The organism is Streptomyces sp. NPDC047974, from assembly GCF_040653375.1.
In the GTDB taxonomy this organism is placed as follows: domain Bacteria; phylum Actinomycetota; class Actinomycetes; order Streptomycetales; family Streptomycetaceae; genus Streptomyces.
In genome coordinates this window covers 275,754-300,521 of the sequence record NZ_JBEZNU010000005.1, presented here as the reverse complement: position 1 = coordinate 300,521, position 24,768 = coordinate 275,754, and the positions used below count along the sequence as shown (strand labels likewise).

Sequence of the window (24,768 nt, the reverse complement as noted above, 5' to 3'; positions counted from 1 at the left end):
CCCCTGACAGGTCAAGTGGTCAACTCGGGGTCTGCCCTGTTCCTCCCCGTTCTCACGCCCCGAGGTGAACCGTGAAGCACCGCCCCCTCGCCCTGCTCGGCGCCCTGTTGCTGAGCACCGGACTCGTCGCCTGCTCCTCGTCCGGAGACGACGCGAACGCCGGCGGATCCACCGTCCTCGACGTCTGGCTGATGCGCGACAGCGTCTCGGAGGCCTTCCGGAAGGAGTTCGAGACCGCCTTCGAGAAGGCGCACCCGGAGATCGACGTCCGCGTCCAGATCCAGGAGTGGGAGGGCATCGGCGAGAAGGTCACCGCCGCCCTGGCCGGCAACGACGCCCCGGACGTCATCGAGGTCGGCAACACCCAGGTCGCCCGGTACGCCCAGAGCGGCGGACTCACCGACTTCACCGGCAAGGTCGACGACCTCGGCGGCGAGTTCTGGCTCGACGGCCTCGCCGAGCCCGGCGCCTGGGAGGGCAAGCAGTACGGCATCCCCTACTACGCCGCCAACCGCGTCGTCATTTACCGCACCGACCTCTTCCGGAAGGCCGGCGTCGACGCCACCCGGATCAAGACACGGGACCAGTGGCTCGCCGCCACCGAGAAGCTCGACGAGGACGGCGTCCAGGGCATCTACCTCCCCGGCCAGAACTGGTTCGCCCTCGCCGGCTTCGTCTGGGACGAGGGCGGCGACCTCGCCGTCCACGAGGACGGCAGATGGAAGGGCGGCCTGGACAGCCCCGAGGCCATCCGGGCCATGGAGTTCTACAAGCGGCTCCAGGCACTCGGCAAGGGGCCCAAGGACTCCGACGAGTCCCGCCCCCTCCAGGCCGACGTCTTCGCCCAGGGGCAGACGGCCCAGGTCATCGCCACCCCCGGCGGCGCGAACGTCATCGCCCAGAAGAACCCCGAGCTCCAGGGCAAGCTCGGGTTCTTCCCCATACCCGGAAAGACGGCCGACCGCCCCGGCGCGGTCTTCACCGGCGGCTCCGACCTGGTCGTGCCCGCCGTCGCCAGACACCAGGACGAGGCGTACACCTTCATCAAGGAGCTCACCGGCGACACCTGGCAGACCAAGCTCGCCCTCGCCATGAGCTACGTCCCCAACAAGACCACGCTCGCCACCGCCGTGGCCTCCGACCCCGGCGCGGCGGCCATGGCCGTCGGCGCCGCCAACGGACACGCCACCCCCAACACGCCCCAGTGGGCAGCCGTCGAGGCCAAGAACCCCGTCAAGGACTACATGACGGCCGTTCTCACCGGACGCGACGCCGCCGCCGCGGCCGCCCAGGCCTCCCAGTCCATCACCACCACCCTGAGCAGCGGCTCCTGACGGATGACCACTCCCGCCATCCGGCGAGCGGGGCGCACCCGCCGCCCCCTCGCCCCCGGCCCGTACCTCCTGATCGCCCCCGCCGTCTTGGGGATGCTCTACCTCCTGCTCTACCCCTTCGGCCGGGCCCTGCTCATCTCCTTCCAGGACTTCGGACTGCGCGAACTGATCCGCGGCGACGCCGAGTTCGTCGGACTGCGCAACTACCGGACCCTGCTGGCCGACCCGGTCTTCTGGGACGTCGTCCGCCGCACCTTCCTCTTCATGGCCGTCAACGTCGTCGCCATCATGATCGTGTCGACCCTGGTCGCCCTCATGACCGAGCGCCTCGGCCGGATCGGCAGGACCGTCGTCCTCAGCTCGCTGGTGCTGGTGTGGGCGGTGCCCGTCGTGGCCGCCACCACCGTCTTCCAGTGGCTGTTCCACTCCGAGTTCGGCATCGTCAACGAGACCCTCACCGACCTCGGCCTCCGCTCCTTCGAGGGGTACACCTGGTTCGCCGACGGCCGCGCCGCCTTCACCATCCTCGTCGTCCTCGTGGTCTGGCAGTCCGTCCCGTTCGCCGCCATCACCCTCTACTCGGCCCTCACCACCGTCCCCGGGGAGCTCTACGAGTCGGCCCGGCTCGACGGCGCCGGCGGCCTGCGGATCTTCCGCTCCGTCACCTTCCCCCTCGTCCGGCCGATCCTCGTGCTCGTGGTCTCCCTCGAAGTGATCTGGACCTTCAAGGCCTTCGTCCAGATCTGGGTGACGACCCGCGGCGGCCCGGGCGACGCCACGACGATCCTGCCCGTCTACGCCGTGCAGACCGCGCTCGCCAACCAGCGCTACGACCTCGGCTCCGCCGCCTCCATGGTCACGCTCCTGCTCATGAGCGGCGTCCTCGTCCTCTCCTTCCGCCGACTGTTCCGCCAGGAGGGGGAGCACCTGTGACCACGACCCGCAGGACCGCCGCCGGGCGCGTCCTCCTCCGCAGGACCCCGCTGTACGCGGCGGCCACGCTGACCGTGACGGCCTGCCTCTTCCCCGTCTACTGGATGGTCGCGACCGCCTTCAAGCCGTCCCGCGACCTCCAGTCGTACGAACCCCGCCTGATCCCCGCCGAATGGACCCTCGACCACTTCCGCACCGCGGTGCGGGCCGACGGCTTCGCCCTCTTCTGGCGCAACAGCGCCCTGGTGACCCTCGGCGCCGTGCTCCTCGCCCTGGTCGTCGCGCTCGGCGCCGCGTACGCCGTCGCCCGGCTGCGCTGGCGGGGCCGCCGCCCGTTCATGCTGGCCGTGTTCATCGCCCAGATGGCGCCGTGGGAGTCCCTCGTCATCCCCGTCTACATCATCTCCCGCGACACGAACATGCTCGACCGGCTGCCCACCCTCACCCTCGTCTACTTCATGATCACCCTGCCGTTCACCGTGGTCGTGCTCCGCGGCTTCATCGCCGGCATCCCGCCCGAACTGGAGGAGGCGGCCCAGGTCGACGGCTGCACCCGCGTCGGCGCCTTCCGCCGGATCGCCTTCCCGCTGCTCGCACCGGGCCTGATGGCCACCTCGCTCTTCGGCTTCATCACCGCCTGGAACGAGTTCACCTACGCCAACTTCCTCATCATCAAACAGCAGGACAGCCGCACCCTGCCCGTCTGGCTCTCCTCCTTCCAGACCACCTTCGGCACCGACTGGGGCGCGACCATGGCCGCCTCCACCCTCTTCGCCCTGCCCGCCCTGATCGTCTTCCTCGCCCTCCAGCGCCACGTGACCTCGGGCCTCACCGCGGGCGGCGTCAAGGGCTGACCGACACGACACGACCACCCCGCCGCTTCCGCGCCGCGCGGGCCGCCCGCCCCCGCAGAACACCGGAGACGAACCCCGTGGACCTGCCCCACCCCTCCCGCCCCCACCCCTCCCGCCCCCGCCCCGACCTCGCCCTCGCCCTCGTCCCCCGCCCCGGCCGGCTCTCGTCCCGCCCCGGCCGCTTCCGCCTCGACACCACCACCCGCCTGCGCGTGGCGCCGGGCGCCGAACGGGCCGCCGACCTCCTGCGCGGCTATCTGACCCCCGCCACCGGGCTGCGCCTGGACCACGCCGACGACGGCACCTTCGTCCTCGCCCTCGACCCGGCGCTCACCGGCCTCGGCGAGGAGGGGTACGGACTCACCGTCGCCGACCACGGCGTGCTGCTGCGCGCCGCCCGCCCCACCGGCCTCCTGCGCGGCGTGCAGACCGTGCGCCAACTGCTGCCGTACGAGGCCCTCGCCGGCCGGCCCGCGAGGGCGATCGAGCTGCCCGGCGTCGAGATCACGGACGTCCCCGCACACCCCTGGCGCGGCATGCTCCTCGACGTCGCCCGGCACTTCCAGCCCGTCTCCTACCTCCACCGCTTCGTCGACCTCCTCGCCCTGCACAAGCTGAACGTGCTCCAGCTCCACCTCACCGACGACCAGGGCTGGCGGATGCCGGTGGCCGCCTATCCGCGGCTCACCGAAGTCGGCGGCCGGCGTGCGGAATCGATGGTCGGCCCGGCCGGCAGCGACCGCTTCGACGGCCGCCCCCACGGCGGCTCGTACACCCGCGCCGAACTCGCCGGCCTCGTCGCGTACGCCGCCGCCCGGGGGGTCACGGTCGTACCGGAGATCGGCGTGCCCGGCCACGTCCGCTCCGCGCTCGCCGCCTACCCCGCGCTCGGCAACCGCCCCGAACGCCGCCTCGACGTCTGGACCCACTGGGGCGTCTGCGCCAACGTGCTCGGCGTCGGCGACCACGTCCTCGACTTCTTCCGCACCGTCCTCGACGAGACGATGGACGTCTTCCCCTCCCCGTACGTCCACATCGGCGGCGACGAAGTCCCCACCGTCGAATGGGAGTCCAGCCCCGCGGCCATCGCCCGCGCCGCACGGGAGGGACTCGCCGGCCCCCGGGACCTGCACGGCTGGTTCCTGGAGAGGACCGCCGACCACGTCCTGCGGGCCGGCCGGCGCCCCGTCGTCTGGGCCGAGGACGGCGCCGCACCGCCCCCGGGCTGCACGGTGATGAGCTGGCGCACCCCGGAGCACGCCTGGGCGGCGGCACGCCGGGGACACGACGTCGTCCTCGCCGACCACCGCCGCGTCTACTTCGACTACGCCCGCGGCCCCGGCCCCGGGGAACCGCCCGCCCAGCCGGGCCACAGCCTCGGCCTGCGGACCGTGTACGACCTCGACCTGCTGCCGCCCCACGGCGCGCCGGAACCCGCGGGGAAGGTCCTCGGGGCGCAGGGGCAGCTGTGGACCGAGTTCGTCCCCACGCCCGACCACGTCGAGTACCTCACCTACCCCCGCCTGTGCGCCCTCGCCGACCGCGTGTGGAACCCGGACCGCGACTGGCCCGGCTTCCGTGCCCGGATGGACGGGCACCGCGCGCGGCTCACCGCGCTCGGCGTCCCGCACGACACCCTCCCGGACCGGGCGGCACCCGCCCCCGCATGACGCCTGCGCGCACCACCCCCGCGAACCCTCCCGCCGACGGCGGGAGCGATCGGAAGGAATCCGTCTGATGACCACCCGTGCCACGAGCCGCAGCACCCGGGCGGCCCTCGCGCTGACCGCGATCGCCGGCAGCGCCGCCCTCGCCGCCCTGCCCCTCGCCACCGCCTCCGCCGCCCCCGGCGACGGCCTCGCCGTCCAGTACCGCACCAGCGCGTCGGGCGCCACCGCCGACCAGAGCGAGCCCTGGCTCAAGGTGCGCAACACCGGCACCACCGCCGTGGCGCTGAACCAGGTCAGGATCCGGTACTACTTCAAGGCCGACTCACCGACCGCCGCCTACCGCTTCGCCTGCTCGTGGGCGGTCAAGGGCTGCTCGGCCGTCACCGGCACCTTCGGCACGCTCGCGAACCCCACCGCGACGGCCGACCGCTACCTGGAGATCGGCTTCACCTCCGCCGCCGGCTCGCTCGCACCCGGTGCCGACACCGGCGACATGCAGCTGCGCTTCCACCGGTCCGACTGGCAGACCCTGAACCAGAGCGACGACTACTCCTTCCAGGGCGCCCCGGCCTCCTACGCCGACTGGTCCAAGGTGACCGCGCAGCTCGCCGGGGTGACCGTGTGGGGCACCGCCCCCGCGGGCAACGAGCCGACCACCCCGCCCACCACCCCGCCCACCACGCCCCCGACGGGCGGCGGAGAGGTCCTCTTCGACGACTTCTCCTACACCTCCCACACCGACCCGGCCCTCGCCTCCCACGGCTGGAGCGTCCGCTCCGACTCCGGCGGGCCCGGTGTCCCCGGCGCCGCCTGGGACCCCTCCAAGGTGACCTTCGTCGACCAGAGCGGCACCACGGTGATGAACCTGGAGACCTCCAGCGCGGGCACCGGCTCCACCACCACCCACACCGAAGTCCTCACCAAGGCCACCAAGTTCAAGAACGGCACCTACGCGGCCCGGGTGAGGTTCTCCGACGCGCCGAAGTACGGCCCCGACGGCGACCGCGTCGTCCAGACCTTCTTCACCATCAACGACCTCAAGGCCCCGATGGCCGACGACTACGCCGAGTACGACTTCGAGTACCTCCCCAACGGCGGCTGGGGCGAGCCCGCGAACATCCTGTACACGACCTCCTGGGAGACCTACGACCCCGACCCCTGGCAGGCCGTCAACCAGCACAGCGAGAGCCGCCGGAGCTTCGCCGGCTGGCACGACCTCGTCGTGACCATCGACGACAGCACGATCACCTACTACGTCGACGGCGCCGTCTTCGGCACCCACGACGCCGCCTACCTCCCCGAGCGGCCCATGTCCATCAACTTCAACCAGTGGCTCATCGACCTCGACGGCCTGACGTCGACCGCGCCGCGCGCCTACGACCAGCAGGTCGACTACGTCCTGCACGTCAAGGACCGGGTCCTCACCCCGGCCCAGGTCGCCACGGAGCTCGCCGCCCTGCGCGCCGCCGGCACCACCTTCGTCGACGAGGTCCCCGCCTCCTGACCCACGCGCGAAGGCGGGGCGGGATCCGCCACACCGGATCCCGCCCCGCCCGACGACGTCCCAGGGTCGGACACTCCCTAGGCGGCCTTCGCGCCCGCGGGCGGGTCGTCGGTGAGGACGAGGGCCTTCGCCCGGGCGAACTCCTCGTCCGTGATGTCGCCGCGGGACCGCAGTTCGGAGAGCCGGGCCAGTTCGTCGACGCTGCTGCGCCGCTCGCCCTCGCCCGAGGCCGTCTTGCGGATGTACGCGTCGAACTCCTGCTGCTGGGCCCGTGCCTGGGCGATCTCGCGGCGTCCCATGTTCTTGCCGCGGGCGATCACGTACACGAGCACGCCGAGGAACGGCAGCAGGATGACGAAGGCCATCCAGCCGGCCTTGCCCCAGCCGCTCATGTCGTCGTCGCGGAAGATGTCCATGATGATCCGGAAGAGCAGGATGAACCACAGGATCCACAGGAAGAACCAGAGCATGCTCCAGAACACGCTGAGCAGCGGATAGTCATAGGCCAGGTACATGGTCGTCTCCGGTCGCTATACGGCTTATCGACCGTAACCTCCCGTGCGCCGTCTGTCGCGCGGAGAACCGGCGGCCGCCGGGCCGCACGGTGGCTAGTGTGGGCGGGACGGGGAGCGGGGGAGGGGGTTCGCGATGGGACGGGCGGACGCGGGGCCGGGGCGGGCGGTGCTGCCCGGGCCGGTACGCGGGTGGCTGGCGGCGATCGCTGGGCTCGCCGCCCTGGCGGTGGCCGTGCTCGGGGCCCGGTACGGGGGCGTGGGCGGGCCCGGTGGGGTCGACGTCCGGGTCCGGGGCCTGCTGGGGGACACGGGGGCGTCGTGGCGGGAGTTCGCCGAGGCGGCGGACTTCCTGGGAGAGCCCGCCGGGGCGGCGGGCCTGGTCGCGCTCGGCGTGCTGGGCTGCCTGGTGGCGCGCAGGCCCCGCGCGGCCGTGCTCCTCGTCGGCGCGGTCGGCGTGTCCGTGGCCGCGACGACCCTGCTCAAGCCCGTCGTCGGGCGGACCATCCACGGCGGGTACCTCGCCTTCCCGAGCGGGCACACCGCCTTCCTGACCGCGTTCGCGCTGGTCGTGGCGCTGCTGGTGAGCGGAAGGCTCGGCCTCGGCCGGACGGCCGGCCTGTCGCTCGTCCTCGCCGCCGGGGTGACGGGCGGCGCCGTCATGGGCTGGGCCCAGATCGTGCTGGACGCGCACTACCCGACCGACGTCCTCGGCGGCTGGTGCACCGCCTTCGCCGTCGTCCCGGCGGTCGCCGGGACGGTCGACTTCCTTTCCGACTCCCTTGCGGGGAAACGCGGCTGACTGGTCGCCAGGTGCGGTCAGGCCAGGCGGCGGAAGACCGGCTTCACCGGCCGGCCCGTGAGCCACGGTGCCGGGCCGCCCGCGTCCAGCGCCTTCCGGTACACCGCGCACGCCTGCGCCACCACGTCGACGGTGTGGTCGACGTCGGCTTCGTCGAGGGCGGCGCTCACCACGAAGGACGGGGCCAGCACGCCGCCCGCCAGGAGCCGGTGCAGGAACAGGGTCCGGTACTCCTGGGACGGCCGGCCGTCCCCGTCGAGCGTGGCGAAGACCAGATTGCTGGACCGGCCCCGAACGACGACGTGGTCGGCGACGCCCATGGCCGCCGCGGCCTCGCGGACCCCGGTGGCGAGCCGCTCGCCGAGGGCGTGCAGCCGGTCCGTGACGCCCTCCTCCGTGTAGGTGCGCTGCACGGCCATCGCGGCGGCCAGTGCATGGGTCTCCGCACCGTGCGTGGTGGACAGCAGGAAGACCCGCTCCCCGGAGTGGCGCAGACCGCCCCGCTCCATCAGCTCCCGGCGGCCGGCGAGCGCGGAGACCGCGAAGCCGTTGCCGAGCGCCTTGCCGAAGGTGGAGAGGTCGGGGACGACGCCGTACAGGCCCTGGGCGCCCGCCTCGGACCAGCGGAACCCGGTGATCATCTCGTCGAAGACCAGCACGCACCCGTGCCGGTCGGCCAGGGCGCGCAGACCGGCGAGGTAGCCGGGCGGCGGCTCGGTCTGGGTGGCGGGTTCCAGGATCAGACAGGCGATCTCGCCCTCGTACCGGCTGAGCAGCTCCTCCGTGGCGGGCAGGTCGCCGTAGGGGAAGCGCACGGTGAGGTCGGTGGTGGCGGCGGGGACGCCCGCCGCCATGGGCGTGGTGCCGATGAACCAGTCGTCGACCGAGAAGAAGGGGTGGTCGGCGCAGACGGCCACCCGCGCGCGGCCGGTGGCGGCGCGGGCGAGGCGGACCGCGGCCGTGGTGGCGTCGGAGCCGTTCTTCGCGAACTTCACCATGTCCGCCGTGGGCACGGTGGCCAGGAAGCGTTCCGCCGCCTCGATCTCCACGACGGACGGCCGGACGAAGTTCCCGCCGCGCTCCAGCTCGCGCCGCACCGCCTCGACCACGCGCGGGTGGCCGTGGCCGAGGCTGACCGACCGCAGGCCCGAGCCGTACTCGACGTACCGGTTTCCGTCGACGTCCCAGACGTGGGCGCCGCGGCCGTGGCTGATGACCGGGGCCAGATGCTCCGGGTACTGGTCGTCGCCCTTGGCGTAGGTGTGCGCTCCGCCCGGGATCAGGTGGTGCAGGCGCTCGTTCGCCGCCCGCGACCGGGGCAGCGCGAACTCCCCGGAGTCCCGCTCTTCGGTGTCCATCCCCCGCCTCAACTCCCCAGCCGCTTCAGGACGTCGGCGAGGCCGGGGGCCTCACGGTCGCGCCGGGACACCGAGGTGACGGGCAGCGGCCAGGGGATGCCGAGCTCCGGGTCGTCGAAGGCGATCGTCACGTCCTCGGCGGGGTCGTGCGGGCGGTCGATCCGGTACGAGACGTCCGCGGGCCCGGTCAGCGCCTGGAAGCCGTGCGCGCACCCGGCGGGGACGTACAGGGTCGCCTGCGTCTCGCCGGACAGCTCGACGCAGACCCGGCCGAGGTACGTCGGCGAGTCCGGCCGCAGGTCGACGACGACGTCGAAGACCCGGCCGTACGAGCACCGCACCAGCTTCGCCTCGCCGGCGCCCGAGCGCAGGTGCATCCCGCGCACCACGCCCCGGACCGAACGGGACAGGCTGTCCTGGACGAAGGCGTCCGGGTCGATCCCCGCCGAGCGGACGACCTCGGCGTCGAAGGTGCGGCAGAAGGAGCCGCGTTCGTCGGTGTGCGGCGTCGGCTCGAAGAGACGGGCGCCGGCGATCTCCGGGACGTGGGTCGCTTTCATCGTGCCTCTCGGGAGGTGGGGACGGGACGGTCGGGGAACAGGGACGAGGTCAGCGCGCCGAAGTGGGCGTCGAGCCGGCGGGCGGCGGCGGCGTTCCGCTCGGCGAGCGTCCGGCGTACCTCGGCCGCGTGCTTCTCCAGTGCGCGCAGCCGGTCGAGCAGCCGGTCGGCGTCGACCTCGCGCGCCGGGTGGCGGTACGCCCCGAGGCCCATGTCCTCCATCAGGGCGTCGCTCTTCGCGGCGTAGCTGACGGCGAGCGTCGGCGTTCCGGTCCGCAGCGCGCACACCAGGTTGTGGTAGCGGGTCGCGACCACCGCCTCGGCCGCCGCCGTCTCCGCCATCAGCTCGGCGAGCGACTCCGCCCCGGCGGCGGTGACCAGCGGCGAGTCGACCGCGTCGAGGATCGCGGCGACCACCGTCGCGTCGCGGGCGTCGCCGGTGAGCAGCCGCACCCGACGGCCCTCCGCCGCCAGGGCGCGGACGAAGCGGGTCGTCTCCTCGACGTACCGGCGGTGGATCTCCCCGGCCCTGGCCCGGTCGTCGTTGCCGCCGTGGAAGTCCATGACGCCGACGCACACCGGACCCGGCGGCGCGCCCGGCGGTGGCGCCGGCAGGGCGAACGCGAGGTCGGGGTGGACCGTGTCGCCCGTGGTGTCCACGCCCATCGCCCGCATCGCGTCCCGGGACAGCCCGTCCCGGTAGGAGCGGTACGCGGCGAGCCGCGCCGACCAGCGGACCAGGAACCGGGTCGGCCGCTCGGCGATCGCGTCCGCGCCCACACCGACCAGCGCGACCGGGGTGCGCAGCAGCCGGCCGCTCGCGCACAGCAGGAACAGGGAGTACGGGAAGCCCCACGGCCGCAGCGGCAGCGTGGCCTCCAGGACGCCCATGCCCGGCACGATCACCAGGTCGTGCCGGCGCACCCAGGCGGCGGTGCGGACGGCGTCGACGAGCTTGCCGAGCGCCTTCCCGGCGACCGCGCCCGCCCGCGACGCGGTCCGGTACTCGCCCCGGTACCAGTGCAGCCGGGTCGCGGGGATCCCGAACCGGGCCGCGACGGCCTCGGGGCCGCCGCACAGCGCGTCGACGACCGCCGCCGGGTGCTCGGCGCGCAGGTACCGCAGGACGGCTTCGAGGGAGCCGTCGTTGCCGAGGTTCCCGGAGCCCAGGAGACCGAACACGCCGACGCGCACGGGGGTCACCGCCGCCTTCCCTCGCGGCCGGCGACCAGTTCGTCGACCGAGACGGTCAGCAGCTCCGGGTCGACCGGGGCGCGGTCCTCGACCCGCTCGCCGGCGCCCGGCCGCGCCCGGCTCGCCGCCCAGTCCGCCAGGTGCCGGTAGCAGGCGCGCCGGTCGGCGGAGGAGAGCGGCGCCCGCCGGATCGCCGCGACGAACCCCCACACGTACTCGGCGAGCAGCCGCGGCGTCGGGTGCAGCGGGCCCGCCCGGCGCGGGTCCAGGTTGACGCAGCGGGACCGCTTGGAGGGGTTCGCCCGCTCGGCGCGGGTGGGGTGGTCGCGGCGGAAGTACAGCAGCTCCGGCACCTGGTGGAAGGGGCCGTTGAGGCCGATCTCGGCGACGAAGGTGCGGTCCGCGTGGTGGTAGCTGTCGTGCGGCCGCACCCGGCGCAGCACGTCGGCCCGGATCACGCCGTAGAAGTCGTCGCCGCCGGGCTCGAACAGCATGCTGCGGAACCGCTCGGGGGCGTGCGGGGAGGCGGTGGCCAGACCGTACGCGTACGGGACCTTCACCTGGCCGTCGCCGTCGATGACGGCCTGGTCGGCGTGGGCGAGGATCACCTCGGGCCGCTCGTCGAGGGCCTCCACGCAGCGCCGCAGCAGGTCCCTGGCGTACAGGTCGTCGTGCGAGGCCCACTTGAACAGTTCGCCGCGGCACTCGGTGAAGACGTGGTTGTGGTTCGGCGCGGCCCCGATGTTGCGGGCGAGCCGCAGGTAGCGGACGCGCGGGTCGCGCGCGGCGTAGTCGCGGCAGATCTCCTCGGTCCCGTCGGTCGACGCGTTGTCGGAGACGACCAGTTCGAAGTCCCCGTACGTCTGGCCGAGGAGGGCGTCGAAGGATTCGGCGAGGTACTCCTCGCCGTTGTGGACGGGCAGGCCGATGCTCAGCCGGGGGACAGCGGTCATGAGGTCCTCACTTCACGGATCGGTTTCCGGTCGTGCTCACGCAGGGCGGACCGCAGCTGGAGCCACCACACGGCCGAGCTGCCGAGGGTCGCCGCGGCGACGCCCCAGGCCGAGCCGACGGCGCCGCCCGCCGCCGCGCCGCCGAGGCCGCCCGCGGCGTAGCAGGTGGAGGCGAAGAGCTGGGCGCGCAGGCTGCGCCGGGCCGCGCCGAGCGCGCGCAGCCCGGCCGCGGCGCCGGTGCCGAGGCCGGCGCCCGCGACGCCGAGGGTCGCGGGGACGACGAGCAGTGCGGCGGAGTGCCAGACGTCGCCGAGCACCAGGGCGCCCGCCCGGTCCGGCACCAGGAGGAGCGCCGCGCCCCACAGCAGCGCGGCGGCCGCCTGCCCGCCGCCGAGCAGCAGGCAGAACCTGCCGAGCCGGTGCGGGGCCCGCTGCAGGACCCGCGCCGCCTCCGCGACCGTGACGAGCGACAGGCCCATGAGCACGGCGAGGAACGGGCCGAGGAGCAGCTCGGCTCCCCGGACCGCGCCCACCGCGCCGACCCCGGCGAGCGCGCCCAGCCCGTACGCCCGCAGCTGGCCCGCCCCGCTGAGGCTGACGTTCTCGACGAGGTACCGGCCGCCGAGGTCGCTCTGCTCGCGCAGCCAGCCGCGCGCCGCGCCCGGCCGCGGCCGGATGCCGGACTGGATCAGGCCGTACGCCCCGGCCACGGCGGCGGACCCGCCCCAGGCCAGCAGGAAGGCGGCCACGCCGCCCACCCGGGCCGCCACCACCAGGGCGGGGACGAGCGCGACGCCCCACACCACGTCGTTGACGAAGGCCTTGCGTCCGTCGCCCGCGGCGAAGAACGCGAACCGCCAGGCGTCCTGGAGCAGCAGCGCGGGCAGCGCGAGCCCCAGGCACGCGAACGCCGCGCCCACGCCGCCGCCCAGGGCGAGTCCGGCCGCCAGGCAGACCGCGCCGACGGCGGCGCCGACGGCGAGCGCGGCGCCCGACGAGCGGGCCACCGCGGCCCGCCAGGACGCCGCCGGCACCGCGCTGAAGCGCACCACCAGCGGGTCGGTGGCGACGCCCCGGGAGACGTTGAGCACCACGCCGTACGTCACCCACGCCAGGCTGAACACGCCGAAGGCGGTGAGGCCCAGCGAGCGGGCCACATAGAGGCCCACCGCGAAGTTGGTCATGCTGGAGGCCGCCTGGTCGGCGAGGCCCCAGGACAGCCGGCCGGCGAGCGCGCGCCGGCCGGAACCCCCCGCCGGGGACGCCTCCTTCTCCTCCCCGGTGGTCACCGGCCTCACGCCTTGATCAGCCCGGCGTCGCGCAGCGCCTCGGCCGCGGCGGCGACGGCGTCGAACGGCAGCCCCGATCGCTCGGCGACGTCCAGCAGCCCGTGGTCGCCGTCCGAGAGGCTGAGCACCCACAACATCGCGAGCTGGGCCTCCTTGGCGTCGCTGCGCCCGCCGAGCGAGTCGTACAGTCCCCGCCGGCCGAGCTGCGGTTCGCCGTACGGGCTGAGGTTGACGTACCGCCGGTCGCGGTCGAGCACCGCGAACGCCTCGCGGCAGACCGCGAGGGTGTCCTCCATGGCCTCCGGGGAGACGAAGTCCGGGTCGTCCGCCGACGTGTGGTACTCGGGATAGCCGCCGTACGGGGTCCGGCTGAGCGAGCCGACCCCGAGGTCGAAGCCGGGGGAGCAGTACTGCCGCTCGTCGTAGCCGTACGGAGTGAACCCGACGATCTCGTGCGGTCGTCCGGAGGTTTCGAGCACGTGCCGGAGGACCCGGTCGATCCCCGCGTCGCCGCGCCTGCTCCGCTTGTACGTGAGCCGTCCCCGGTCGCCCGCGCAGGCCAGCACGAGCCCGTGCCTGACCCGCTCGATCCGCTCCGCGTTGCGGGCCAGCCAGGTGACGGCGCCGATGGTGCCGGGCGCGAAGACGAACCGGTACGTGTAGTACGGCGTCCCCTCCGCGAGCGCCCGGGCGAGGAAGACCGCGACGGCGATCCCGGCGAGGTTGTCGTTGGCGAGCGCCGGGTGGCAGACGTGGCTGGAGACGATCACCTCGTCGGCGACCTGCCCGGGGACGACGTGCTCGGCGTAGGTGAGGTGCCCGTCGGCGAGCGTGGAGTCGATCCGCACCTCGTACGGGCCGTCCGGCAGCGCGTCGAGGGTGTTCTGGCTCAGGCAGAACCCCCACTCCGGCGCGTAGTAGCTGGTGCGGTAGGGGATCAGGTCCGGCTGGTCCGGCAGGGTGTGCAGATGGCCGCGGAGCTCGGACAGCGGCATCGTCGCCGCGACCGGCACGCTGTAGCCGAGCACGTGGAGGCTGGACGCGGCGAAGTCGACGACCCGCCGGCCCGTGGCGTCGGCGACGTACGCGTCCCGGATGTTCCACTCCTGCGGCACCGTCCAGTCGAGCACCCGCGTCCCGGTCGGCACCTCGTGCACCTGGAGCGGTATGTACGTGCCGACGACGTCCAGGGTGGCCCGCACCCCGTCTCCGGTGATGCTCCGGCACAGCGGGTACAGCCGCTCCACCAGGGCGTGCATCTCCTCGCCGGGCGTCGTCATCGGCGCCGCCGCAGGGTGTCGTCGACGGCCCCGGCCCCGGCGGCGGCGCGCAGCACCGCGAGACGGGTGAAGCGCCGCTCGAAGTCCTCGCGGCCCAGGCCGTGTGCGCGGTAGGCGTCGGCGAGTTCGAGCGCGCCCCGCTTCACCGTCCACGCGCAGTCGAAGCCGGGGACCGCCGCCCGGAAGCGCGAGAAGTCCACCCGGTACGAGCGCGGGTCGGCGCCGGTCTCCCCGGTGATCACCACCTTCGACCCCTCCACCGCCTCGGCCACCTGCTCGGCGATCTCCGCGACCGTGACGTTGTTGGCCTCGCTGCCGATGTTGAACGCCCGGTCGTGCACGGCCTCCTGAGGTGCCGTCAGCGCCGCCGTGAAGGCGTGGGCGATGTCGGCGGCGTGCACCAGAGGACGCCACGGCGTGCCGTCGGAGAGCACCAGGACCTCGCCGGACAGCAGCGCGTGACCCACCAGGTTGTTCAGGACGATGTCGGCGCGCAGCCGGGGCGAGAAGCCGAAGGCCGTGGCGTTGCGCAGGTACACGGGGCTGAAGTCGCCGTCCGCGAGCGCGTGCAGATCGTCCTCGACGCGGACCTTGGACTCCGCGTACGGCGTCACCGGGCGCAGCGGCGCGTCCTCGCCGACCAGCTCGTCGCCGCCGGCGGCGCCGTACACCGAGCACGTCGACGCGTACAGGAAGCGCCGCACCCCGGCGTCGCGGGCCAGCCGGGCGAGCCGCACCGAGGCCCGGTGGTTGATGGCGTAGGTGAGTTCGGGCGCCAGCGAGCCCAGCGGGTCGTTGGAGAGCGCGGCCAGGTGGATCACCGCGTCCACCCCGGCCACGTGCTCGGCCGTGACGTCGCGCAGGTCCACCCGGTGCCCGGCCGGGTCCGCGGGCGCCGGGCCGAGGACGCAGTCGGCGAAGAGCCCGGCGTCCAGGCCGACGACCTCGTGCCCGGCGGCGGCCAGGACCGGGGCCATCACGGTGCCCAGGTACCCCTGGTGTCCGGTCAGCAGTACGCGCACGATTCATTCCCCCAGGTCGAGAGTGAGTTTGGTGACGTCGAAGGCCTCGGCGTAGCGCGCCTGGCACTCGATGCCGCGGATCCGGGCCAGGCCGAGGAAGGCCTCCCGGTCGTACCAGGGCCGGTGCCGCTGCGAGGGGTAGTGCTCCTGCAGCAGTCGTACCTTCTCCTCGGCGATCTCCGCCGTCAGCGGCTGGTACGCCGTCGGACGGCCGAGATCGGCGTCCCACTTGACGATCTCGTAGCCGAGCACGAGATGGTCGCGGAACGCGGTGGGCACCAGCCGGGCCAGGCCCCGGTGGTCCTGGTGCGCGTCGGCGGTGCGCGGGGCGAGGACGACGTCCGGTTCCGTCCCCGCCCGCAGCTCCTCCACCGCCGCCTTGGCCTCGTCCCAGTACGCGGGCAGCCGGCCGTCCGGCAGCTTCAGCACCGTCAGCCGCAGGTCGGCGTCCGGGCAGAAGGCGGCGAGCGCGGCCCGCTCCTCCTGCTCCCGCTCGCCGCCCCCGCCGGTCAGCACCAGCGCGTCGACGCGGACGCCCGGCCGGGCGCGGCAGACCGTCAGCAGCGTGCCGCCGGCGCCGATCGCGACGTCGTCGCAGTGCGCGCCGACCGCGACGACCCGCTCCACGGGCCGCCCGGCCCCCAGCCGGATCACGCCCGCGCTCCGACCCGGTCCCGCTCCCACACGGCCCACGGCCGGTCGCCCCGGGCATAGGCCTCGTCGAGCGCGGCCCGCTCCTTCACGGTGTCCGTGGGCTTCCAGAAGCCGCGGTGCCGGTGGGCGACGAGCCGCCCCTCCTTGGCCAGTCCGGCGCAGCCGTCGGCGACCAGGTCCCCGCCCTCCGGTATGTGGTCGAAGACCTCCTGGCGGAGGACGAAGTAGCCGCCGTTCTCCCACAGCGGCAGCTCGCTCACCGGGGTGATGCCCCCGACCAGACCGTCCTCGCCCAGGTCCACGCAGTGGAAGGAGGACTGCGGCGGCACCACCATCATCGACGCGCCGGCGTCCCGCCGCGCGAAGCGGTCGATCATCTCCGGCAGCGGGGCGTCGGTGAGCACGTCCGCGTAGTTGGCGAGGAACATCTCGTCGCCGTCCAGGTGGTGGCGCACCCGGCGCAGCCGCTCGCCGATCGGCGACTCGATGCCGGTCTGCGCGAAGGTGATCGTCCAGTCCGCGATGTCGGTGGTGAGCAGCTCGGTCCGACCGCCCCGCAGCACGAAGTCGTTGGACGCCGTCTCCTCGTAGCTGAGGAAGAACTCCTTGATGTGGTGCGCGCCGTAGCCGAGGCACAGGATGAACTCGGTGTGCCCGTAGTACGCGTAGTAGCGCATCACGTGCCAGATCAGCGGCCGGGGGCCGACCATCGCCATCGGTTTGGGCACGTCGTCGAAGGCCCCGGCGCGCATGCGCAGCCCGTAACCGCCGCAGAACAGGACGACCTTCATCGCGTCACCTCGACGATGCTCAGTTCCGGGATGGGGAAGACCAGCCGGCCGCCCCACTCGTGCACGTAGGACAGCTGCTCGACCAGCTCGTCCCGCAGGTTCCACGGGAGGACGAGCACGTAGTCCGGCCGGTCGGCGGCGATCCGCTCGGGCGGCAGGACCGGGATCCTGGTGCCCGGGGTGAACCTGCCGTGCTTGTAGGGGTTGCGGTCGACCGTGTACGCGAGCAGGTCGGGCCGGATGCCGCAGTGGTTGAGCAGGGTGTTGCCCTTGCCCGGGGCGCCGTAGCCGACGACCGTCTCGCCCCGCTCGGCCGCCTCGATCAGGAACCGCAGCAGGTCCCTGCGCACCTTCGCCACCCGCTCGGAGAACCGGGCGTACCCGGACAGCTCGTGGAGCCCCGCGGCCTTCTCCCGGTCCAGGACCTCCGCCACCCGGCCGCCGGGTTCGCCGGCCGCCTCGGACGGGCGCGCCCAGAGCCGGATCGAGCCGCCGTGCGTCGGCAGCAGCTCGACGTCCACCAGCGTCAGCCCGCCGCTCGCGAGCGCCCGGGCCGCCGACTCCACCGTGTAGTACTGGAAGTGCTCGTGGTAGATCGTGTCGTACTGGTTCTCCTCGATCAGGGTCAGCAGGTGCTGCACCTCGATCGACACCCAGCCGTCGTCGGCGACCAGCGCCCGCAGCCCCTCGGTGAAACCGACGACGTCCGGGATGTGCGCGTACACGTTGTTCGCCACGACCAGGTCCGCCGGGCCGTGCTCGGCGCGCACCGCCGCACCGGTCGCCGGCGACAGGAACTCCGTGAGCGTCGGCACGCCCGCCTCCCGCGCCGCCGCGCCCACGTTCACCGACGGCTCGACGCCGAGGCAGCGGATCCCCCGCTCCACCACGTGCTTCAGCAGGTACCCGTCGTTGCTCGCCACCTCGACGACGAACGCGTCCGGGCCGAGCCCCAGCCGCTCCACCGCGCCCGCCACGAAGGCCCGCGCGTGCTCCACCCAGGACGTCGAGTACGAGGAGAAGTACGCGTACTCCGTGAACGTCTCCTCCGGCGTGATCAGCGGCGGGAGCTGCGCGAGCCGGCACTCGGCGCACAGCCGCAGGTGCAGCGGGTACGCGGGCTCCGGCAGGTCGAGCCGGTCCGCCGCGAGGAAGCTCTCGCACGGCGGGGTCGCCCCCAGGTCGACGACGCTCACCAGCGCCGCCGAGCCGCAGAGTCGGCATCGTGTCATCAACTGCCCCCCATCGATTCCGTCCGCCCCGCGATCGCGGCGCGGTACTCCTCCACCAGGCGCTCCAGGCCGACCGCCGGACTGAAGAACCGGTCGTAGCGGCGCCGGGCCGCCCGGCCCATCTCCTCGTTGCGCCCCGGATCGGCGGCGATCCGGCGCATCAGGGACGCCAGCGAGGCGGCGTCGCCCGGGCGGTGCAACAGCCCGGTCACCCCGTCCTCGACGAGCTCGGAGAACCCGCCGTGGCCGGCGGCCACCACCGGCACCCCGGCCGCCATCGCCTCCGCCACCACCAGACCGAAGGTCTCCCGCGCCTCCGACGGCGCGACCACCGCCACCGCCCCGGCCACCGCCTCCCGGACCCGCGCCGGGTCGTACAGGCCGGCGAACCGCACGTCCTCCCGGCCCGCCGCCCAGGCCGCCACCTCCCGGTCCAGCGGCCCCGCCCCGGCGACCACCAGCGGCACGCCCACCCCGCCGCCCGCCGCCACCTCCTCCCACGCGGCCATCAGGAGCCGTATCCCCTTGGCCTGCGTGAGCCGGCCGAGGAAGAGCAGATGCCGGCCGGGACCCGTGCGGACCGTGCCCGGGTCCGGCACGAAGTTGTGTTTCACCACCAGGCGACCGGCCGGCATGCCGGACCGCACCAGCAGCTCCCGCTGCGCCGCCGAGATGCACAGGAAGCGCTCCACCCCGGACCACCAGCGGCGCCGGTTGACCGCCAGGCCGACCGCGAGCGGCACCGTCGCCAGGCGCGAGTCCCGGTAGCAGCCGTGCCGGACGGAAGCCAGCGGGACCTTCGGACCCACGCACTCGCCGCACGCCCGCCCGTCCCGGTGCAGGGTGCCCGGCGGGCACACCTGCGTGTAGTTGTGCAGGGTGGCGACCACCGGCACGCCGGCGTCGGCGCAGGCGGCGAGGACCGAGGGCGACAGCAGCGGGAAGACGTTGTGCACGTGCACCACGTCCGGCCGCTCGGCGCGCAGCCGCGCCGCCAGCTCCGTGCGCACCGCGGGGTTCCACGGCACCAGGAGCGGCACCGCCGCCTTCCCCAGCAGGGACCGGGCCCCGATCGAGTCGCTGCGCCGCTCGAACAGCCCGACCCGGTGGCCGGCCGAACGCAGCAGCGCCACCTCCTCGTCGACGACCCTGTTCTCGCCGCTCGGCTGTGCCGAGGAGTAGCGGTTGTGCACCACGAGGACACGCATGCTCAGCTCACCTCCTCGCCCACAGCGGGACGGGTCGGACGGGCGGCTCGGCCGCCGCCGGGGCAGGGACGGGCGCAGGCGCCACCAACAACGAGGCGGCCAGGGCCAGATGCAGCAGATACGCCGAGGCGTCACCGAGCCCGACCTCGGTGTACGAGGAGAGCGCGCAGTAGCCGATCAGGAAGATCGCGCACGCCCTCGGCAGCGACGGCGGCCGCAGCAGCGCCACCCCGCCGAGCACGAGGAGCAGCGCCGCCACCAGCGTCACCCCGAGCAGCCCCTGCTCGTGGTAGACCGCCAGCCAGCTGTTGTCGATCGGCAGCCCGTCGAAGGACTTGTCGCCCAGCCCCACGCCGAGGACCCGCTCCCCGGCCGTCCGGGGCGCCGCGAGCAGCGCGTCCCAGACCTTCGCCCGGCCGGTGAGGTTGGCGAAGTTCTCCTGGCTCTGCCCGCGCAGGAACCACGCCCGCAGCGCGGAGCCGAACACCACCGCGGCCACCGAGGCGCACAGCACCGCCCAGGCGAAGACCCGGCGGGCCGCCGCGCTGGTCAGGAACAGCGAGCCGACCGCGAGCACCAGGCCGATGAGCAGCCCGAGCGTCGCCGTCCGGGTGTGGGTCATCGCGAGCAGGACCAGCCCCGGCACGACCACCACCGCGGCGCCGGCGGCGGTCGTCCGGCGGCCGAGCAGGAGCAGCACGGTGAGCCCGACGACCACCGCCGCGTACTGCCCGATCTGCGGCGGCGTCAGCGGCCACAGCGCCCCCACGAGCCGCCCGCCGTAGTACTCCGGCATCGCCGTGCCGGGTGCGACGGCCAGGCCGGCGGCCACCAGGCAGAGCACCGCGAAGTACATCCGGATGTGCACGCGCACGAAGCCGAGCCCGCCGTTCCACCAGCGGGTCAGGAGCCACAGCGTGGCGACGAAGAGCGCGAGCCGGGCGCACCGGAACAGCGCGCCGAACCCGACCTCCAGGCGCAGGCCGGCGATCACGCTCGGCACCAGCAGCAGGGTGAGCAGGAAGACGAAGGCGCTGGGCCGCACGCGCAGCGGCCGGTTGACGGCGAGCGCGAGCGCGAAGGCGACCACCAGCGCGCCCATGGTCACCATCTGGATGAGGGAACGGGGGATCGCGACGACGGTCTTGGCCCCGGCGGAGCCGAGCGTGTTGAGGGCGAGCAGCACCCACGCCGCCGCGACGGGCTTCGGCACGCGGTCAGCGGCCATCCCCACCCCCGCCCCGCACCACCCGGACCACGGGCGCCCGCGGCGTCCTCGGCACCGCCCGGTGCCGCTCCTCACTCACCACGCGCCCCCTGGCCGTGGAACCTGAGCACGGTGGTGAACCCCGCCGCGCCGTCGACGGAGCCGGTGCCGATCAGCGCGGTGGCCGGCTCCTTGCGGCCGAACCCCGCGGAGTACCAGCCCAGCGGCGGGCGGCTCTCCCCGCGGTGCGCCCGCCACGACAGCTCCCCGGGCAGGGCGAGCACCGCCGAGCGGTCCTCGCCCTCCCGCGAGGACCAGGTGAGCACCGCCCGGTTCCCCACCAGCTCCGCGCCGACCGACGGACCCAGGTGGAAGGCGAGGCGCACCCGCCCGCGCCCGCCGTGGACCTCGTCGTGGATCCGTAACTCCCCTGACGCGTGGGCGAGTTCCACCGTCCGGCGGTGCGCCACTCCCTCGTAGCCGTGGTGCTCGGCGCACCAGCGGGCCGGCTTCCCGCCGGAGGCGTCCGGGACGTCCGCGACCAGGACGCGGGTGCGGGCGTGCCGGGTCCACAGGAACGGGCCGCCGGAGACGGACTGGTCGGCGCCGTCCCACTGGAGCGTGTTGTGGGCCAGGGTGGAGCGGAAGTAGCTCCGCCACTCCGGCTGCCCGTGGTAGCAGTACGTCCCCGGGTCCGCGAGCACGTCGACGCCGTCGTGCCGCACCTCCACCGACAGCGCGTCCGCGTGGGCGTGCGCGGCGATCGACAGGAAGCCGTGCGGACCGCCGTCGCAGCGGCACCAGATCCCGCCGGGCCCCCGCAGCACGGTCAGGCCCGCGTCGGCGAAGTGCGCCGGCCGGACCCGCGGACGCGACACGGCCGGCGCGCCGCCGCCCTTCCCGTACGGCCGGACGAGTGCGGCGAGCAGCGGGGTGCGCACATCGGTGCCGGGCACCTCCGGCCACCAGGGGAGCCTGCCGAAGACGGCGTCCCCGGTGGCGAGCAGCGAGCCCCAGCGGTCGGTGTCCGGTCCGTCGAGGACCAGGCCGTGCCCGTCGTCCGCGTCGCCCTGACGCGGCGGCCGCAGCCGGTCGTCGACGACGGCCGCGAGCGCGTCGGTCATCCGCAGCAGCACCAGCCGGACGGTCCTCGGCACCGGCACGCCGGCCGTGTCGGCCTCGGCCACCGCCGCCAGGCCCAGTTCGAGGACCAGGCCGTGGTACTCGGTGGCCAGCTCCCGGTTGAGCCCGGACGGGAAGGTGTTGGCGCGCAGCTGCCGCTCCAGTGAGCGCAGCGCGTCGGCCCGCCACCGCGCCGAGGCGGGGAACCAGCCGAACGCGCAGGCCGCCGCGAGCTGCCCGGCGGCCTCGGCGACGACGTGGTTGTTCGCCGAGGAGCCCCGGCTGGGGAAGGCGGCCAGCCAGCGCTGGTGGTGCCAGATCTGCCGGAGCGCCACCGGGTTCTCCTCGAACAGGCCGGGCGCGCCCGGCCAGCCGTCGAGGAGTCGGCGGACCCACACCCAGGACAGCAGCCGGATCCCCAGCTCGATGCCGCTGGTCCAGTGCACCCCGCGCAACGGCGCGTTCGCCGCCCACCAGGACCGCAGGTGCGCGGCCACCCGCTCCGCGTACCGCTCGTCGCCGGAGAGCGCGTAGGCGGCGGCGAGCACGGTGAGGTACTGGTGCCGGGACAGCTCCCAGATCTGCTTGACGTCCCCGACCGCCTCCTCGTCCCGGTACGGCACGTCGAAGGCGTACCCCCACGGGGCCCGGCGCCCGGTCTTCGGGTCGTGCCACCAGTCCGGGTCGACCAGGTCGTCGCGGGCCACCCCGAAGTACACGGCCTGCCCGGCCATCAGCCGGTCCGCCTCGGCGAGCAGCCGCTTCGCCGCCTCCGGCGCCACCGCGGCCAGGGCACCGGCGGGCAGCACGGCGGTGAACCGGGCGCCGGTCACGGCCGGGCCCTCCGGGCGCGCCGACCGCCACCGCCTCCTGCGGACCGCGTCGCCGACCCGGCCGCCGACCTCCCGCGGCCCCATCCGGGACAGCCGCCGCAGGTACCAGCCCGCGCTCATGGCCCGCGCGCCTCCCGCGGCCTTGCTCCCCGTGCTGTCGGTCCCCGCGCTTGCGGTGCCCCTGCTCCCGCTCCGCGTGCTCCCGCTCCCCGTGCTCCCGGTCATCGGGCCGCCGCCAGGGTCACCGGTACGCCGGCGGCGAGGGAGGCCGGGACGGCGAGGGTGGCCGCCGTGGTGGCCACCAGCGACTCCAGCGGCACCGGCATCGGCCCGCCGGTCCGCACGGCCTTGACGAACGCGGCCAGCTCGGCCGACTGCCCCTTGTCCCGCGCCTTCGGCAGCCGCGAACTCACCCACCGCCTGCGGCCGTCGTACACCGAGGCGCGGACGAAGTCGTCGAACCGCAGCACCCTGCCGTCCGCGACCAGGTCCAGCGTCTCCTTGGGGAAGCCGGGCGCTCCGCTCGTGACGTAGCTCAGGGTCGCGGTGGAGCCGTCCGGGTAGCCGAGGACCACCTGGAGGTCGTCGGTGCCGGGCGGGGAGACCGCGTACACCGACACGGGGTCGCCGCCGAGCAGCCGGCTCGCCGTGTCGACGAAGTGGCCGCCCTCGCCGGTGAACCGCGAGCCCTCGGAGCCCGCCCGGAGGTACCAGCTGCCGTGGTCGAGCCGGCCCGCGTTCACCAGATAGCGCAGGCTCGCCGGGCCGGTCCGGGCGCCGAAGCGCTCCTGGGCCTCCCGCAGGAGCGGTGCGAACCGGCGGTTGAAGCCCACCTGGAGCCGGTCGTTGCCGGACTCCTCCACGGCCGCGAGGACCCCGGCCAGCTCGTCCCCGGTCAGCGCGAGCGGCTTCTCGACGAAGACCGCCTTGCCCGCGAGCAGCGCCCGCCGGGTGAGGTCGGCGTGCGAGCTGTGACGGGTGACGACGAACACCGCGTCGACGGTCGGGTCGCCGAGGACGGCGTCCAGATCGGTGGTGGCGCGGCGGAAGCCGAACGTGCGCCGCGCGTTGGCCGCGGAGAGCGCCGTCGTGGTGACGACCGCCGACAGCTCGACGCCCTCGCGGCCGGTCAGGTGGGGCAGCAGCATCGAGGACGCGTAGTTCCCCGCGCCGACGAACGCGAGCCGCACCGGCCGCCCGGCGACCCGGGCCGGGGCACCCGCCACGGCGGGACGTGCCACCGCCGGGACGGTGACCGACGGGGCGGTCTCCGTCGGGACGGCCACCGTCGGCCCCTCGCCGCCGGCCTCCGCCGCCGTTCCGTCCTGGTACCGGAACAGCACCGCCACCGCCTTCAGCCGGCCGTCCTTCAGCCGCCCGTACGTCTCCACGGCGTCGTCGAAGCCGGCGACGTGGGACACCAGCGGCCCCACGTCGACCCGGCCCCGCGCGGCCAGGTCGAGGAAGCAGGCGAGGTTGCGCCGCTCGGTCCAGCGGACGTGGCCGATCGGATAGTCGCGGCCTTCCAGCTCGTACTCCGGGTCGTAGCGCCCCGGGCCGTAACTCCGGGAGAACCGGACGTCGAGCTCCTTCTCGTAGTACGCGTTCCACGGCAGGTCCAGGCGGCACTTGCCGATGTCGACGACCCGCCCCCGGTCCCGGCACAGCCGGGCGGCCAGCTCCACCGGCTGGTTGCTGCTGCCGCCCGCCGCCAGGTACACCTGGTCCACGCCGTGCCCGGAGGTCAGTTCGGCCACCGCGTGCTCCACCGCCGCCGAATCCGGGTCGCCGCAGGCCACCGCCCCGAGCCGCTCGGCGAGCGCGCACCGCTCCGGGTCGGGGTCGACGCCGACCACCCGGACGCCCGCCGCGGTCAGCAGCTGTGCCAGCAGCTGCCCGATCAGCCCGAGACCGATGACCAGCGCCACCTCGCCGAGCTGCGGCCCGCCCTGCCGCAGGCCCTGGAGCGCGATGGACCCGACGGTCCCGAAGGCCGCGTCGCGGGGTGCGAGACCGTCCGGCACCGGGGTGTAGAGGTTCTTCGGCACCCAGTTCACCTCGGCGTGCAGCGCGTGCTCGTTGCCCGCGCAGGCCACCAGGTCGCCGACCTTCACGTCGTCGATCCCGGCGCCGACCCGCTCGACCACCCCGCACAGCGAGTAGCCCAGGGGCGTGTACGAGTCCAGCTTGCCCATCACCTTGCGGTAGGTGGCGGGCAGCCCGTTCACGGCGACGCTCTGGACGACCTTCGCGACCTGGTCGGGCCGCGAACGGGCCTTGCCGACCATCGACATGCCGGCCTCGGAGACCTTCATCAGCTCGGTCCCGGTGGATATCAGCGAATAGGCGGTCCGTACGAGCACCCCGCCCGGCTTGCACCCGGGCACCGGCACGTCGAGCAGCGCCAGCTCGCCGCTCTTGTAGTTCTGCACTACCTGCTTCACCGAAGTCCTCTTG

At 74.2% G+C, this 24,768-nt stretch carries 21 protein-coding genes; 6 read left to right on the top strand and 15 right to left on the bottom strand.

Annotated elements, in window-relative coordinates; translation table 11 throughout:
* The first annotated feature begins 71 nt into the window (after positions 1–71).
* The 5 genes from AB0E19_RS10700 (at position 72) to AB0E19_RS10680 (ending at position 6,295) form a co-directional block, all read left to right on the top strand.
* The gene (locus tag AB0E19_RS10700) at positions 72–1,334 is read left to right on the top strand and encodes an extracellular solute-binding protein (protein WP_362176482.1); all 1,263 of its coding nucleotides are present in this window, start codon (positions 72–74) and stop codon (positions 1,332–1,334) included.
* Between the two features lie 3 nt (positions 1,335–1,337).
* On the top strand, positions 1,338–2,267 hold the full coding sequence (locus AB0E19_RS10695; RefSeq protein ID WP_362176479.1) for a sugar ABC transporter permease: 930 nt from the start codon (positions 1,338–1,340) through the stop codon (positions 2,265–2,267).
* Positions 2,264–3,121 carry a carbohydrate ABC transporter permease gene (locus AB0E19_RS10690; RefSeq protein WP_362176476.1) on the top strand — a complete coding sequence of 286 codons (858 nt, stop codon included), beginning with the start codon at positions 2,264–2,266 and terminating at the stop codon, positions 3,119–3,121. Before AB0E19_RS10695 ends, AB0E19_RS10690 begins: the two co-directional genes overlap by 4 nt.
* Before the next feature lie 83 nt (positions 3,122–3,204).
* Positions 3,205–4,791, top strand: a complete 1,587-nt coding sequence (locus tag AB0E19_RS10685; RefSeq protein ID WP_362176608.1) for a beta-N-acetylhexosaminidase — start codon at positions 3,205–3,207, stop codon at positions 4,789–4,791.
* A gap of 67 nt (positions 4,792–4,858) precedes the next feature.
* The gene (locus AB0E19_RS10680; protein WP_362176473.1) at positions 4,859–6,295 is read left to right on the top strand and encodes a cellulose binding domain-containing protein; all 1,437 of its coding nucleotides are present in this window, start codon (positions 4,859–4,861) and stop codon (positions 6,293–6,295) included.
* A gap of 77 nt (positions 6,296–6,372) precedes the next feature.
* On the opposite strand, the gene AB0E19_RS10675 is transcribed toward AB0E19_RS10680, so the two are convergent.
* Positions 6,373–6,810, bottom strand: a complete 438-nt coding sequence (locus AB0E19_RS10675) for an SHOCT domain-containing protein (protein WP_362176470.1) — start codon at positions 6,808–6,810, stop codon at positions 6,373–6,375.
* Between the two features lie 133 nt (positions 6,811–6,943).
* On the opposite strand from AB0E19_RS10675, the gene AB0E19_RS10670 reads away from it, so the two are divergent.
* On the top strand, positions 6,944–7,609 hold the full coding sequence (locus AB0E19_RS10670) for a phosphatase PAP2 family protein (protein WP_362176467.1): 666 nt from the start codon (positions 6,944–6,946) through the stop codon (positions 7,607–7,609).
* Between the two features lie 17 nt (positions 7,610–7,626).
* On the opposite strand, the gene AB0E19_RS10665 is transcribed toward AB0E19_RS10670, so the two are convergent.
* The 14 genes from AB0E19_RS10665 to AB0E19_RS10600 all read right to left on the bottom strand — a co-directional run bounded on the left by AB0E19_RS10665 (position 7,627) and on the right by AB0E19_RS10600 (position 24,755).
* On the bottom strand, positions 7,627–8,967 hold the full coding sequence (locus tag AB0E19_RS10665; protein ID WP_362176464.1) for a glutamate-1-semialdehyde 2,1-aminomutase: 1,341 nt from the start codon (positions 8,965–8,967) through the stop codon (positions 7,627–7,629).
* Positions 8,968–8,975: 8 nt separating this feature from the next.
* Complete coding sequence (gene rfbC, locus AB0E19_RS10660; protein ID WP_362176461.1) at positions 8,976–9,527, bottom strand: dTDP-4-dehydrorhamnose 3,5-epimerase; 552 nt, start codon at positions 9,525–9,527, stop codon at positions 8,976–8,978.
* Positions 9,524–10,729: a polysaccharide pyruvyl transferase family protein gene (locus AB0E19_RS10655; RefSeq protein WP_362176458.1), complete on the bottom strand. Its 1,206-nt coding sequence runs from the start codon at positions 10,727–10,729 to the stop codon at positions 9,524–9,526. Before AB0E19_RS10655 ends, rfbC begins: the two co-directional genes overlap by 4 nt.
* Complete coding sequence (locus AB0E19_RS10650) at positions 10,726–11,673, bottom strand: glycosyltransferase family 2 protein (protein WP_362176453.1); 948 nt, start codon at positions 11,671–11,673, stop codon at positions 10,726–10,728. The genes AB0E19_RS10655 and AB0E19_RS10650 overlap by 4 nt, the downstream gene beginning before the upstream one ends.
* Entirely contained in the window at positions 11,670–12,962 is a 1,293-nt protein-coding gene (locus AB0E19_RS10645) for a hypothetical protein (protein ID WP_362176450.1), read from the bottom strand. Before AB0E19_RS10645 ends, AB0E19_RS10650 begins: the two co-directional genes overlap by 4 nt.
* 5 nt (positions 12,963–12,967) lie before the next feature.
* The gene (locus AB0E19_RS10640) at positions 12,968–14,242 is read right to left on the bottom strand and encodes a DUF4910 domain-containing protein (protein ID WP_362176447.1); all 1,275 of its coding nucleotides are present in this window, start codon (positions 14,240–14,242) and stop codon (positions 12,968–12,970) included.
* Entirely contained in the window at positions 14,239–15,264 is a 1,026-nt protein-coding gene (locus AB0E19_RS10635) for an NAD-dependent epimerase/dehydratase family protein (RefSeq protein ID WP_362176444.1), read from the bottom strand. Before AB0E19_RS10635 ends, AB0E19_RS10640 begins: the two co-directional genes overlap by 4 nt.
* 3 nt (positions 15,265–15,267) lie before the next feature.
* A complete protein-coding gene (locus tag AB0E19_RS10630) occupies positions 15,268–15,918 on the bottom strand; it encodes a PIG-L family deacetylase (protein WP_362176441.1) in 651 nt (216 codons plus the stop codon).
* On the bottom strand, positions 15,915–16,709 hold the full coding sequence (locus AB0E19_RS10625) for a glucose-1-phosphate cytidylyltransferase (protein WP_362176438.1): 795 nt from the start codon (positions 16,707–16,709) through the stop codon (positions 15,915–15,917). The genes AB0E19_RS10630 and AB0E19_RS10625 overlap by 4 nt, the downstream gene beginning before the upstream one ends.
* Positions 16,706–17,941, bottom strand: a complete 1,236-nt coding sequence (locus tag AB0E19_RS10620) for a class I SAM-dependent methyltransferase (protein ID WP_362176435.1) — start codon at positions 17,939–17,941, stop codon at positions 16,706–16,708. The genes AB0E19_RS10625 and AB0E19_RS10620 overlap by 4 nt, the downstream gene beginning before the upstream one ends.
* Positions 17,941–19,149, bottom strand: a complete 1,209-nt coding sequence (locus AB0E19_RS10615; RefSeq protein ID WP_362176432.1) for a glycosyltransferase family 4 protein — start codon at positions 19,147–19,149, stop codon at positions 17,941–17,943. The genes AB0E19_RS10620 and AB0E19_RS10615 overlap by 1 nt, the downstream gene beginning before the upstream one ends.
* A 7-nt stretch (positions 19,150–19,156) precedes the next feature.
* Positions 19,157–20,377: an O-antigen ligase domain-containing protein gene (locus AB0E19_RS10610; RefSeq protein ID WP_362176429.1), complete on the bottom strand. Its 1,221-nt coding sequence runs from the start codon at positions 20,375–20,377 to the stop codon at positions 19,157–19,159.
* Positions 20,378–20,448: 71 nt separating this feature from the next.
* Positions 20,449–22,431 carry an alginate lyase family protein gene (locus tag AB0E19_RS10605; protein WP_362176426.1) on the bottom strand — a complete coding sequence of 661 codons (1,983 nt, stop codon included), beginning with the start codon at positions 22,429–22,431 and terminating at the stop codon, positions 20,449–20,451.
* 101 nt (positions 22,432–22,532) lie between these two features.
* Positions 22,533–24,755, bottom strand: coding sequence for a bi-domain-containing oxidoreductase (locus AB0E19_RS10600; protein ID WP_362176423.1), 2,223 nt, complete (start codon positions 24,753–24,755; stop codon positions 22,533–22,535).
* Between the last annotated feature and the right edge of the window lie 13 nt (positions 24,756–24,768).

What these genes read in the sequence shown, in the direction of transcription:
- AB0E19_RS10625 (WP_362176438.1), bottom strand. Translation starts at nt 16,709, where the DNA reads ATGAAGGTCGTCCTGTTCTGCGGCGGTTACGGGCTGCGCATGCGCGCC.
- AB0E19_RS10640 (WP_362176447.1), bottom strand. Translation starts at nt 14,242, where the DNA reads ATGACGACGCCCGGCGAGGAGATGCACGCCCTGGTGGAGCGGCTGTAC.
- AB0E19_RS10605 (WP_362176426.1), bottom strand. Translation starts at nt 22,431, where the DNA reads ATGAGCGCGGGCTGGTACCTGCGGCGGCTGTCCCGGATGGGGCCGCGG.
- AB0E19_RS10675 (WP_362176470.1), bottom strand. Translation starts at nt 6,810, where the DNA reads ATGTACCTGGCCTATGACTATCCGCTGCTCAGCGTGTTCTGGAGCATG.
- AB0E19_RS10665 (WP_362176464.1), bottom strand. Translation starts at nt 8,967, where the DNA reads ATGGACACCGAAGAGCGGGACTCCGGGGAGTTCGCGCTGCCCCGGTCG.
- AB0E19_RS10615 (WP_362176432.1), bottom strand. Translation starts at nt 19,149, where the DNA reads ATGCGTGTCCTCGTGGTGCACAACCGCTACTCCTCGGCACAGCCGAGC.
- AB0E19_RS10670 (WP_362176467.1), top strand. Translation starts at nt 6,944, where the DNA reads ATGGGACGGGCGGACGCGGGGCCGGGGCGGGCGGTGCTGCCCGGGCCG.
- rfbC (WP_362176461.1), bottom strand. Translation starts at nt 9,527, where the DNA reads ATGAAAGCGACCCACGTCCCGGAGATCGCCGGCGCCCGTCTCTTCGAG.
- AB0E19_RS10610 (WP_362176429.1), bottom strand. Translation starts at nt 20,377, where the DNA reads ATGGCCGCTGACCGCGTGCCGAAGCCCGTCGCGGCGGCGTGGGTGCTG.
- AB0E19_RS10680 (WP_362176473.1), top strand. Translation starts at nt 4,859, where the DNA reads ATGACCACCCGTGCCACGAGCCGCAGCACCCGGGCGGCCCTCGCGCTG.
- AB0E19_RS10650 (WP_362176453.1), bottom strand. Translation starts at nt 11,673, where the DNA reads ATGACCGCTGTCCCCCGGCTGAGCATCGGCCTGCCCGTCCACAACGGC.
- AB0E19_RS10695 (WP_362176479.1), top strand. Translation starts at nt 1,338, where the DNA reads ATGACCACTCCCGCCATCCGGCGAGCGGGGCGCACCCGCCGCCCCCTC.
- AB0E19_RS10620 (WP_362176435.1), bottom strand. Translation starts at nt 17,941, where the DNA reads ATGACACGATGCCGACTCTGCGGCTCGGCGGCGCTGGTGAGCGTCGTC.